Here is an 11,874-nt window from a genome sequence, read left to right on the forward strand (position 1 = left end):
ATGACCGACCAGCCCTATCCCCGCGACCTTATCGGCTATGGCCGCAACGCGCCCCATCCCCGCTGGCCGGGGGATGCGCGGATCGCGGTGCAGTTCGTCATCAATTACGAGGAGGGCGGCGAGAACTCGATCCTGCATGGGGATGCGGCCTCGGAGGCCTTCCTGTCCGAGATCGTCGGCGCCCAGCCCTGGCCGGGCCAGCGGCATATGAACATGGAGTCCATCTACGAATATGGCTCCCGGGTGGGCTTCTGGCGCCTGCACCGGCTGTTCACCGAGCGCAACATGCCGCTGACGGTCTATGGCGTCGCGACCGCTTTGGCGCGCAACCCCGAGGCGGTGGCAGGCATGAAGGATGCGGGCTGGGAGATCGCCAGCCACGGCTACAAATGGGTGGACTATAAGGACGTGCCCCGCGAGACCGAGCGGGCGCACATCCTGGAGGCGATCCGGCTGCACACCGAGGTGACCGGGTCCCGGCCGCTGGGCTTTTACCAGGGCCGCACCTCCGAGAACTCGACGCCGCTGGCCATGGAGGAAGGCGGCTTCGTCTATTCCGCCGACACCTATGCGGACGAACTGCCCTATTGGATCGAAGGGCCCAAAGGCCCGTTCCTCATGGTGCCCTATACGCTCGACGCCAATGACATGCGCTTCTCCATTCCCGCCGGCTTCTCGGCGGGAGACCAGTTCTTCACCTATCTGAAGGACAGCTTCGACCTGCTCTATGCGGAAGGCGCGCGTGCCCCCCGGATGCTCTCCATCGGGCTGCACAACCGCCTGGTGGGCCGGCCGGGCCGCGCCGCCGCGCTGGCGCGCTTCTTGGATTACATCCAGGGCCATGCGGGCGTGTGGGTGGCGCGGCGCATCGACATTGCCCGCCACTGGATCGCCCATCATCCCCCTCAAGGTGGGTACGTGCCGAGCCGCCTCTCCAAGGCGCTGTTCGTGGAACGCTTCGGCGGCGTCTTCGAGCACTCGCCCTGGATCGCGGAAGGCGCTTATGAGGCGGGGCTTTCGACGGTGGACAACACGGCGCAAGGTCTTCACGCCGCCATGTCCAAGGTGCTGCGCGCGGCAAGCCGCGACCGGCAGATGGGCGTCGTCCACGCCCATCCCGACCTCGCTGGCAAGCTCGCTGCCGCCAAGCTGCTCACCGCCGACAGCGCGCAGGAGCAGGCCTCCGCCGGCCTCGACCGTCTCACCGCCGAGGAGAAGGCCCGCTTCACCGCCCTCAACACCGCTTATCTTGAGAAGTTCGGCTTCGTCTTCATCATGGCCATTCGCGGCCGCTCCAAGGAAGAGATCGTCGCCGCCTTCGAGCGCCGGCTCGGCCATGATGCCGAGACGGAATTCCAGGAAGCGCTCGCCCAGATCGAGAAGATCGCCCTCCTGCGCCTGGAACAGATATTGCCGGGAGGTGCCGCATGATCCGCACCGAAGCCTCCAAGGCCCAAACCGCTCCCGCCGAACCCGAGCCCCTGGCCGGCGAGACCATCACGGCCCGCCTGAAGGAACTGGCGGCCTTCACCGATGTACCGGGCGAGATGACCCGCTTGTCCCTGTCCCCTGCCCATAAGAGGGCGGCGGCGCAGGTGGCCTATTGGTTTCGCGCCGCCGGCATGAACCATGTGCACATGGACGCCACCGGCACCATTGTCGGCCGCTATGCCGCCGATCGGCCGGACGCCAGGACGCTGATCATCGGCTCGCACATCGACACCGTGCGCAATGCCGGCATCTATGACGGCAATCTCGGCGTCCTAGTGGGCATCGCCGCCGTCGACCAGCTGCGCCGGGAAGGCCGGCGCCTGCCCTTCGCCGTAGAGGTCGCCGCCTTCGCCGATGAGGAAGGTGTGCGCTTCTTGTCCACCCTCTCCTCCTCCAAGGCCTTTGCCGGGCGCTTCGATCCCAAGTGCCTGGAGGACGTGGACAGCGCCGGCATTTCCCGGCACGAAGCGCTTCGGACCTTCGGCGCGCCGGTGGACACGGTGGCCCAATGCACCCGGACACCCGAAGAGACGCTGGGCTATGTGGAAGTGCATATCGAACAGGGACCGGTGCTTGAAGCGCTGAACCTGCCGCTGGGCATCGTCACCGGCATCGCCGGTGCCTCCCGCGCCTCCATCCGCCTCAAGGGCCAGGCCGCCCATTCCGGCACCATGCCCATGCCCATGCGCCAGGACGCGCTGGCGGCGGCCGCCGAGATCATTCTCGCGGTGGAAGCCCGTGGCCGGGCGGACGTGACGCCGCACTCCCTGGTGGCGACGGTGGGAACGCTGACCATCGCCGGCAGTGCCGTGAACGTGGTGCCGGGTGAGGTGGTCTTCTCCATCGACGTGCGTTCCTCGGACGACGAAACGCGGCGCGCCGCCGTGGCCGACATCACCAGCGTCATCGAAGCCATCGCGGCCCGTCGCGGCATCACGCCCTTCATCTCCTGGGGCCACGATGCACCGGCCGCGCCCTGCGACGAGAGGCTGAAGGCGCGCCTGTCCGAGGCGGTTGCCTCCCTCGGCCTGCCCGTCCATCACCTGCCGTCGGGCGCGGGGCACGATGCCATGGTGTTCCGCGACGTGCTGCCCATGGCCATGATGTTCGTGCGGTCCTTCAATGGCAGCCACAATCCGAAGGAATATGCGGCGCCGGAGGATATCGGCCTGGCCGCCCGCGCCCTTCATGCCTTTCTCCTGCGCCTCGCGTAGGAGGAGATCGGGGCGCCCTGACCCCCAACGCAAAACGGCCGGCGCATGCGCCGGCCGCTCCGTTTGCTCGGAAGAACCTCAACCCAGGACGGGCATCACGAACTCCGCCCCGGTGCGCACGCCGCCAGGCCAGCGGGCGGTGGTGGTCTTCAGGCGGGTATAGAAGCCGACGCCCTCCAGGCCGTAGACGTTGCGATCACCGAAAATGGACCGCTTCCAGCCGCCGAAGGAGTGATAGGCGATCGGGACCGGGATCGGCACATTGATGCCCACCATGCCGGCCTGGACGCCATAGTCGAACGCGCGGGCGGCATCGCCGTCGCGGGTGAAGATGGCGGCGCCATTGCCGTACTCGTGCTCATTCACCAACTTCAGCGCATCATCGAAGCCAGGCACGCGCACCACGGACAGGACGGGTCCGAAGATCTCCTCCTTGTAGATGCGCATGTCGGCGGTGACGTTGTCGAACAGACAGCCCCCCACATAATAGCCGTTTTCATAGCCCTGGAGCTTGAGATCGCGGCCATCCACCACCAGGTCCGCGCCTTCGGCGACACCCAGATCCACATAAGAGCGCACCTTGGCCAGATGCTCCCTGGTGACAAGGGGGCCCATTTCGGAGGCCGGATCATTGCCGGGACCGACCTTGAGCGCGCGGACGCGGGGCGCGAGGCGCTCCATGAGGGCGTCGCCCACGCCCCCAACGGCCACCGCCACCGACACCGCCATGCAGCGCTCTCCGGCCGAGCCATAGCCCGCGCCCATCAGCGCATCCACGGTCTTGTCCAGGTCCGCGTCGGGCATCACCACCATGTGGTTCTTGGCGCCGCACAGGGCCTGCACGCGCTTTCCGTGGGCAGCGGCGGTCTTGTAGACGTACTCACCAATGGCGGTGGAGCCGACGAAGCTCACGGCGGCCACCTTCGGGTGTGACAGCAGGGTGTCCACCGCTTCCTTGTCGCCGTTCACCACATTGAAAACGCCCTTGGGCAGGCCGGCTTCGGCGAGGAGGTCCGCCAGGCGGAGCGCCGTGCTCGGATCCTTCTCGGAGGGCTTCAGCACAAAGGTGTTGCCGGTGGCGATGGCCATGGGGAACATCCACATGGGCACCATGGCCGGGAAGTTGAACGGCGTGATGCCGGCGCACACGCCCACCGGGTGGCGCATGGAGAAGGTGTCGATGCCCCGGCCCACCTGGTCGGAGAACTCGCCCTTCAGCAGGTGGGGGATGCCGCAGGCAAATTCCACCACCTCGATGCCGCGGACCAGCTCGCCCTTGGCATCGTCCACCGTCTTGCCGTGCTCGCGGGAGATCAGCGCCGCCAGCTCGTCCATGTGATGGTCCAGCAGGTCCTTGAACTTGAACATGACGCGGGCACGGGCCGGCGCGGGCGTCGCCGCCCAGGACGGCAGCGCCTGGGAAGCCGCCTGCACGGCCTCGTCAACGGTCGCCGCCGAGGCGAGAAAAACCTCGCCAATCTGCTCGCCGGTGGCGGGGTTGAAGGTGGGAGCGGAACGGCCCGAACCGCTCACATGCTGGCCGGCAATATAATGTCCGATGGTGGTCACGGCGTCCTCCAGAACTCTCGGCGGGTGTCTGGTGCGCAGAGAACATCTGGCAATTGCGCGGAGCAATGCCTAACATCCCGGACACGTTGTGCAAAAATAGGCGTAGCCGATGAATTGGGACCATGCGCGCATCTTCCTCGCCGTGGCCCGCGCCGGCCAGATGCTGGCCGCCGCCCAACGCCTGAAGGTAGACCACGCCACCGTGACCCGCCGGATCAATGCCCTGGAGGCCGATCTCGGTGCGCGAGTGTTCGAGCGGCGGACCACAGGCTGCACGCTCACAGCGGTGGGTGAGCGCTTCCTGGCCGTGGCGGAGCGGGTGGAAAGCGAGATGATCCGCGCCAGGTCCGACCTCGGCAATGCCGACTTGAAACTGGAAGGCACCATCCGCATCGGAGCCCCGGATGCCCTCGGCACCTATTTTCTGGCCCCGAGGCTGCCGCGCTTTGCCGCGCCGCACCCTAACCTCGTGGTGCAACTGGTGCCCCTGCCCAGGGCCTTCTCCCTGTCGAAACGGGAGGCGGACATCGCCATCACCATCGAGCGCCCCTCCGAAGGGCGGCTGTTCGTGCGCCGCCTGACAGACTATTCCCTCTCCGTCTATGCCTCCCGCGCCTACTTGGATGAGACCGGCCCCATCAGGTGCGAAGCGGACCTGAAGGACCGCACGCTGGTCACCTATGTGCAGGACCTCGCCTACAGCCCCGGCCTTGACTATATGGGCGCGTTGGTGGAGCTCTGCGCCCGGCGCTTCGAGTGCGCCAGCGCAGTGGGCCAGCTGGAAGCGGTGCGCGCCGGAGGGGGCGTCGCCATCCTTCACGATTATGCGGCAGCCCCTCACGAGGATCTCGTTCCGGTGCTTCCACAGGTGCGTTTCGAGCGCGCCTATTGGCTGGTGGTGCACGCGGATATGCGGGACCTGCGTCGGATCGCCCAGACCGAGGACTTCATCGTCGAAGCCGTCCGGCAGGAGCGGGACGCCTTTCTTCCGGGGCGCGGCTCAGGGTGATTCCCAGCTTCCAAGCGCCAAGGCGCGTTGAAAAGAGGATCCGCCTCCCGGCTGTCATCGTAGCAGGCGCGCAAGAGATGGTTGAATCCCCCGAGGGATACGATCAGATTGCTATGCAATCCGCCTCTTGTGTGCGCTACAGGAGAATTGCCGCGCGCATCCGCGCCGGCTGTGACGGACAAACAGATGGACGATCGGATCTCCAAACCGGCCGCCGCGTCGGGCCGCGACTTCAAGGTGGCCCGCCTTGCCGCCCCTCTGCGCCATTCGGTGGTGGAAAGCATCCGCGACGCCATCGCGCTCGGCCGCTTCACCACCGGCGAGCGGCTGCCGGAACGGGCGCTCTGCGAACTCACAGGGGTCAGCCGCACATTGGTACGCGAGGCCCTGCGGCAATTGGAATCCGAAGGCCTCATCATCGTCGTGCCTCATAGAGGGCCCATCGTCGCCGGCGTGACGGCTGAGCAAGCCGAAGGCATCTACCAGGTGCGCGCCGAGCTGGAAGGGCTGGCAGCCGAGCGTTTCGCCGCCAAAGCCGGCCCGTCTGAAAAGAAGGCTCTCAAGGCCGCCTTCCGCCAGTTGAAGACCGCCCTGAGTTCCGCCGATCCGCTCGATCGGATCAATGCCAAGAACCATTTCTATGACTGCCTGATCGAAGGCGCCGGCAACGAAGCGCTGGGCCAGGCTCTCAATATGCTGAATGCGCGGATCACGGTCCTGCGGGCCACCTCCCTTCAGACCCCCGGGCGCGGCAAGGAGAGCATTGCGGAGCTGAGTGAACTGGTGGATGCACTGATGGACGGCGATGCCGTCGCAGCCCGCGCGGCCGCGGTGCGTCACGTGGCGAAGGCGGCCGAGGTCGCGCTCCTGAATCTGCGCCGCCAAGACGCTGCCAAGCCCGCGTGACCTTGTTTTCGTCGCAGCCGGGCCTTATCGGCAGGGCCAGCATTATGCGACGCAACGAGGTCTGACATGTCGAAGCCTTCCCTTGCCATGCTCGTCGTTCTCGATGGATGGGGATGGCGCGAGGAAGAGGCGGACAATGCGGTGCGCCTCGCGCGGACGCCCAACTTCGACCGGCTCTATGCCGCCTCCCCCCACGCCTTCCTGAGCACCTCCGGCCTGGATGTGGGCCTGCCGCCCGGACAAATGGGCAATTCGGAAGTGGGGCATCTCAATCTCGGCGCCGGGCGGGTGGTGATGCAGGACCTGCCGCGCATCGACGCGGCCATCGCGGATGGCGAGCTGGCCCGACGCATCGAGGAAAGCGGGCTCGTCTCTGCTCTCAAGCAGACCGGCGGCACCTGCCACATCATCGGCCTCATGTCGCCCGGCGGCGTCCATGCCCACCAGGACCACGCGGTGGCAGTGGCCAAGATCTTGCGCGAGCGGGACATTCCGGTGGCCGTCCACGCCCTGACTGACGGCCGCGACACGGCGCCTCGCTCGGCGGCCGAGGCATTGGGCAAGCTGAATTCCGACCTGCCTGAAGGCGCGCCCATCGTCACCGTCTGCGGCCGCTATTTCGCCATGGACCGCGACAAGCGCTGGGAGCGCGTGAAGCGCGCCTATGATTTGCTGGTGCGAGGAGAGGGCGCGCCGCGCGCAAACGCCGTGGCGGCGGTGAACGCGGCCTATGCGGCCGATGTGTCGGACGAGTTCATCGAGCCGGCCGTGATCGGGGCCTATGCCGGCATGAAGGACGGCGACGCCATCCTGTGTACCAATTTCCGCGCCGATCGGGCCAGGGAGTTGCTGGACGCCCTGCTCCTGAAGGCCTTTGACGGCTTCGACAGGGGCACGCCGGTCAGCTTCTGTGCCGCAGCTGGCATGGCTTCCTATGGCAGCGACCTCGACCAGGTGATGGTGACGCTGTTCCCGCGCCAGTCGCTTGAAAAGGGGCTCGGAGAGGTGGTGGCGCAAGCCGGCCTTGCCCAGGTGCGCGCGGCGGAGACGGAGAAATACCCGCACGTCACCTACTTCCTCAATGGCGGCCGCGAGACGCCCTATCCGGGGGAGGACCGCATCCTGGTGCCCTCACCGAAGGTCGCCACCTATGACCTTCAGCCCGAGATGTCCGCCCCGGAGTTGACCGAAAAGGTCCTGGAGGCCATCCGCTCCGGCACATACAGCCTGATCGTGCTCAACTATGCCAATCCCGACATGGTCGGCCACACCGGCTCCCTGCCCGCCGCCATCAAGGCGGTGGAGACCGTGGATACCGGCCTTGGCAAGCTGGCGGACGCGGTGCTGGAGATGGGGGGCAGCCTCCTGGTGACCGCCGACCACGGCAATTGCGAACTCATGCGGGATCCGCAGACCGGCAATCCCCACACCGCCCACACCACCCATCCGGTGCCCATCTTCCTCGCTGGCCGCCCTGGCGTGAGGCTGGCGGACGGTAGGCTGGGGGATGTGGCGCCCACCATGCTGGCCCTGATCGGCCTGCCGCAGCCGGCGGAGATGACGGGCACGTCGCTGCTGCGCTCCGCTTGACCTGCGAGGGGGGCGAGCGCGCCGGCCCTCTCCCTTCGACCGTGTGATCCGTTCTGGAGAGGGTCGTGCGACATTTCCCGCCGCAGCGCATTGTCTGCCTGACCGAGGAGACGGTCGAGACGCTTTATCTGCTGGGAGAGGATCATCGCATTGTCGGGGTGTCCGGCTATGCGGTGCGCCCGCCGCGGGTGCGGCGGGAAAAGCCACGGGTGTCCGCCTTCACCTCGGCGGACATCCCCAAGATTTTGAGCCTGAATCCCGATCTCGTCCTGACCTATTCCGATCTGCAGGCGGACATCGCCGCTGCCCTGGTGCGCGCCGGGCTCGCGGTGCACGCGTTCAACCAACGGGATGTGGCGGGCATCCTCGCCATGATCCGCACTCTTGGAGCCCTGGTGGGCGCGGGGGAAAAGGCGAACGCGCTCGCAGACAGCCTGCAGGATCGACTGGAAGGCCTAGCGCGCGTCGTACCGGCCGGTCCGCGGCCGGCCGTCTACTTCGAGGAATGGGATGATCCGCAGATCTCTGGCATCGGCTGGGTCAGCGAACTCATCGAAATCGCCGGCGGGCGCGATGTGTTCGGACACCTTTGCAGGCAACCTGCAGCACGGGATCGGATTGTGTCACCAGAAGCGGTGGTCGCCGCCGCGCCCGATGTCATCCTGGCCTCCTGGTGCGGGAAGCGAGTGGCGAAAGACAAGATCGCCACCCGGAACGGCTGGTCGCGCATTCCGGCGGTTGAACAGGGCCGGATCATCGAGATCAAGTCGCCTTTGATCCTTCAACCGGGCCCGGCGGCACTAACCGACGGATTGGATGCCATCCGGGCGGCGTTGGCGGCTTGCCGCGAAGAGATCTCCGAACCGGCGGCACCTGCCGTTGCGACCGGAGGGAGTTGAACGCACACAACCACAAAGTCTTCACCCGCCCGGCTCAGGGCCTGCGGCTAAACGATCGGCGCCACGGAGAGGGGCAGCTCTCGCTCCCCCGTCCGTATCCCATATGGGAGATGACAGGCTTCAACGGTCTCTCATGGAGGCGGTGAAACGATCCACCACGGGCGCAATCAGGAACTGCAAGGCCGTGCGCTCCCCAGTTGGCATGAACACCGTAGCCTGCATGCCGGGAATGATGCGATCCCTGAGTTCCGGTATGATCGTTGACCGGTCGACGGAGACCTCCGCGGCATAATAGGGCCCCCGATCCTTGTCCTCGATCACGTCCTGGGACAGCGTCTCCAGCTTGCCTTTGATCATCTCGCTCTTGAATTCCCGGAACTGGCTGAACTGGATGTCCACGTCCTCTCCCGAGCGGACACGGTCCACATCCATCGGGTCAACCCTGGCGCGGAGCACCAGGACGTCGGACGATGGAACGATTTCCATGATGACATCGCCGGGGCGAACCACGCCCCCTAAAGTAAAGACCTTCATGGACTGAACAGAGCCAGACACAGGGGCCGTAATATCAACGCGCTTGAGACTGTCCCGGGCCACGATAATCTGCTGGGTGAGATCTCCAATGTTCTTGCGCACGTCTGGAAGGGCCGCAGCCGCTTCTTGAACATAGGCCTTGCGCAATTGGTCTGCAGTGGCGGTCAATTCCTTGACCTTGTCTTCCGCTTGGGAGATCGACACCACGGCACCGTCAATGGCGCCTTGAAGGCCAGATTCTTGGCGTTGCAAGGCCGTAACCCGTGGCAAGGCCACAAAGCCTTTTTTGTAGAGGGTCATCACCCCCTCTAACTCGCTCTTCACCGTCACAAGCTGGTCTTCAGATGTCTTCTTGGTGATCGCCGCCTGCTCGATCTGCTTCTGCGCCTGACTGAGCTGGGCATCGATGACATCCAGAGAACTCTGGAGCGTGGCCAAGCGGCTTTCGAACTGACGCTTGTTGTCACTGATGGCTGCGGCCACCTGTGGATCGGACGCCAAGCTCGTGACCTTGTCGGGAAAAGTCACCTGCTTGGCCAAGGATCGCTGCGCGTCCAGGCGCGCTTCCTGGGCAAGTGCCTGGGCGAGTTGCTTCTCATAGGTTTCGGCGGCCGCCAGACTGCGGGTCGGATCGAGCCGCAGAAGCACATCGCCCTTCTTTACGACGCTCCCGTCGCGCACGAGAATCTCCCGTACGATGCCGCCTTCGAAGTGCTGAATCTCCTTACGGTTGGAAGAAACAGACACCACGCCAGGCGCCAGCACTGCGCCATCTATCCGAGCAACGGCAGCCCAGGTGAAGGTCACGACCACGGTAAAGACCATGATGGCATAGCCGTAAGACAGAACAGACTTCCAATCACCAGGTGCGATTGGTGCATGTTCGATAAGAAGATCGTCGTTCATCACTCACGCCCCTCCGCACTGCCGCCAATGACGGTAAGGTTAGGTTGCGCCTTCAGGCGCGGGAGACGATTGACGATCTGGTCTCGCTCACCAAATGCCTGGACCGCACCGCCATTGAGCACCAGAAGATCATCGCAAAAGGCCAGCAGGCTCATGCGATGGGTGATGATGATGACAACCTTGCCCTGCGATCTCAGACGCAGGATCGCATCTCCCAAGGCCTTTTCACCGCTGGCATCCAGGTGGGCATTGGGCTCGTCCATCACCACCAGGTGGGGATCTCCGAACACGGCACGCGCGAGGGCAAGGCGCTGCCTTTGGCCGCCGGACAGGACAAACCCGCCGGTTCCGATCCGCGTGTTGTAACCTTCGGGCAGCGTCCGCACCAAGTCCTGGATTCCCGCCAATTCGACGGCGGCCACGATCAGATCGGAACGCTGGGCCATTTCTGGATCAAGCCGGGCAATATTCTCACCGACCGTGCCGGGCATGAACTCAATGTCTTGAGGTACATAGCCCACGTAGCGGCCAAGTTCGTCGGCATTCCAGTGGGTGAAGTCACTATCTCCCAAAGTGACGGTGCCGCGCCGTGGGGTCCAGACATTGACCAGCAGGCGCGCCAGGCAGGACTTGCCCGCGCCACTCGGCCCAACCACCGCCAGGACCCGCCCCGGAGACACCGCAAAGGACACGTCGTTGATGATCACCTTTTCCGAGTTCGGGGCCGCCCCCCACACTCTCGAAACCACCAGCGGGCCGGCAGGCGCAGGAAGGGACATGCGCTGCACATGATCCTGCCCCGCAATGACAGCATCAAGGCGTTCGCGGGCCGGACCGAAGGCGGAAATCCGCTCCCAGTTCCGGATCAAACCTTCAACCGGACCTACCGCCCGCATCAGGATCATGACAGCGACAAGCATTCCCGTACCACTAACCTCGCCTGCAAAGTACAGGAACGTCGCAAACGTGATAAGCACGATATAAATCATGAGATGGACGAAGCGGGAAAGCGCAACGATCACATCAGCACGCTGGTGTGCCGCATAGCGCCATCCAAGCATGGCCATGTGGAGACGACTCCATTTCATGCGGATCGCAGGCAACATGCCCATGGCCCGCGCGCTCTCAAGCACCCGAGTTGCTGCGTTTCCGTAGCTATGCTCGGCGTGTTGGGCCTCGCGGAACCGGGCGCTGTCCTTGTTCACGACTGACTGTTCAAGGAGGATCAGGGCACCGATCACCGCCAGAACAAAGAAGGCAATTAAACCATACACCCAATGAATGATGCCAAGCACCAAAATGAGAAGCGGGGACCAGACCGCATCCATCAGAGCCATCACGACCCCGCCGGAAAGGAACTCCCGGACGAAATTCAGGTCCGCGATGCTTGCAGCGGAGACTCGTGCGCCGGCATCCTCGCGATAAAGACTGTCAAAAAACTTCTTGCTCAAGCGAACGTCGATCTGAATGCCCAGACGCTGCAAAGACTTGGTCCGCACATAGTCAATGAGCACGGCCATGAGAAGCAGGAACGAGCAGATGACCGCCAGCACCAGCATCGTATTCACATTGTGACTGTGCTGAACGCGGCGCATAATCTGCCAGCCATAAAATGGCCCTGCCAAAAACAGGAGGGGCAGCACGGAACTGAGCGCCAACAACCCTCCGTACGCCGGCGCCAGATCCCGGATCGCGAGAAGCGTCGGAGAGGTGATGGATTTCATGCGTCAAGTCCAACCTTGGATTTTCGAGCGAT

At 64.8% G+C, this 11,874-nt stretch carries 9 protein-coding genes; 6 read left to right on the plus strand and 3 right to left on the minus strand.

All coding sequences use genetic code 11. From position 1 onward, the window contains the following. Both puuE and ACT54L_RS08190 read left to right on the plus strand, forming a co-directional pair. Window positions 1–1,431: an allantoinase PuuE gene (gene puuE / locus ACT54L_RS08185; protein ID WP_476085040.1), complete on the plus strand. Its 1,431-nt coding sequence runs from the start codon at window positions 1–3 to the stop codon at window positions 1,429–1,431. Further along, window positions 1,428–2,705, plus strand: a complete 1,278-nt coding sequence (locus ACT54L_RS08190; RefSeq protein WP_476085041.1) for an allantoate amidohydrolase — start codon at window positions 1,428–1,430, stop codon at window positions 2,703–2,705. Before puuE ends, ACT54L_RS08190 begins: the two co-directional genes overlap by 4 nt. Window positions 2,706–2,783: 78 nt before the next feature. Here ACT54L_RS08190 and ACT54L_RS08195 read toward each other — a convergent pair whose 3' ends face one another. Beyond that, complete coding sequence (locus ACT54L_RS08195; RefSeq protein ID WP_476085042.1) at window positions 2,784–4,274, minus strand: CoA-acylating methylmalonate-semialdehyde dehydrogenase; 1,491 nt, start codon at window positions 4,272–4,274, stop codon at window positions 2,784–2,786. A gap of 109 nt (window positions 4,275–4,383) precedes the next feature. Between ACT54L_RS08195 and ACT54L_RS08200 the strand changes: the two genes are divergently transcribed. From ACT54L_RS08200 to ACT54L_RS08215, 4 genes are all read left to right on the plus strand, one after another. Next, window positions 4,384–5,283, plus strand: coding sequence for a LysR family transcriptional regulator (locus ACT54L_RS08200; protein WP_476085043.1), 900 nt, complete (start codon window positions 4,384–4,386; stop codon window positions 5,281–5,283). A 147-nt stretch (window positions 5,284–5,430) separates the two neighbouring features. Next, window positions 5,431–6,189 (plus strand): GntR family transcriptional regulator, encoded by a 759-nt coding sequence (locus ACT54L_RS08205; RefSeq protein WP_476085044.1) that lies wholly within the window; start codon window positions 5,431–5,433, stop codon window positions 6,187–6,189. A 66-nt stretch (window positions 6,190–6,255) separates the two neighbouring features. Next, window positions 6,256–7,779 (plus strand): 2,3-bisphosphoglycerate-independent phosphoglycerate mutase, encoded by a 1,524-nt coding sequence (gpmI, locus tag ACT54L_RS08210; RefSeq protein WP_476085045.1) that lies wholly within the window; start codon window positions 6,256–6,258, stop codon window positions 7,777–7,779. Between the two features lie 65 nt (window positions 7,780–7,844). Next, window positions 7,845–8,678, plus strand: coding sequence for a cobalamin-binding protein (locus ACT54L_RS08215; protein WP_476085047.1), 834 nt, complete (start codon window positions 7,845–7,847; stop codon window positions 8,676–8,678). 120 nt (window positions 8,679–8,798) lie between these two features. On the opposite strand, the gene ACT54L_RS08220 is transcribed toward ACT54L_RS08215, so the two are convergent. Both ACT54L_RS08220 and ACT54L_RS08225 read right to left on the minus strand, forming a co-directional pair. Continuing rightward, a complete protein-coding gene (locus tag ACT54L_RS08220; protein ID WP_476085049.1) occupies window positions 8,799–10,118 on the minus strand; it encodes an HlyD family type I secretion periplasmic adaptor subunit in 1,320 nt (439 codons plus the stop codon). Then, window positions 10,118–11,842, minus strand: a complete 1,725-nt coding sequence (locus tag ACT54L_RS08225; protein WP_476085050.1) for a type I secretion system permease/ATPase — start codon at window positions 11,840–11,842, stop codon at window positions 10,118–10,120. The genes ACT54L_RS08220 and ACT54L_RS08225 overlap by 1 nt, the downstream gene beginning before the upstream one ends. Between the last annotated feature and the right edge of the window lie 32 nt (window positions 11,843–11,874).

The organism is Aquabacter sp. DMC10 (assembly GCF_056314145.1).

Bases quoted from the DNA above. Each gene is read 5' to 3' on its own strand.
- gpmI (WP_476085045.1), top strand. From the start codon at position 6,256: ATGTCGAAGCCTTCCCTTGCCATGCTCGTCGTTCTCGATGGATGGGGA.
- puuE (WP_476085040.1), top strand. From the start codon at position 1: ATGACCGACCAGCCCTATCCCCGCGACCTTATCGGCTATGGCCGCAAC.
- ACT54L_RS08190 (WP_476085041.1), top strand. From the start codon at position 1,428: ATGATCCGCACCGAAGCCTCCAAGGCCCAAACCGCTCCCGCCGAACCC.
- ACT54L_RS08200 (WP_476085043.1), top strand. From the start codon at position 4,384: ATGAATTGGGACCATGCGCGCATCTTCCTCGCCGTGGCCCGCGCCGGC.
- ACT54L_RS08225 (WP_476085050.1), bottom strand. From the start codon at position 11,842: ATGAAATCCATCACCTCTCCGACGCTTCTCGCGATCCGGGATCTGGCG.
- ACT54L_RS08220 (WP_476085049.1), bottom strand. From the start codon at position 10,118: ATGAACGACGATCTTCTTATCGAACATGCACCAATCGCACCTGGTGAT.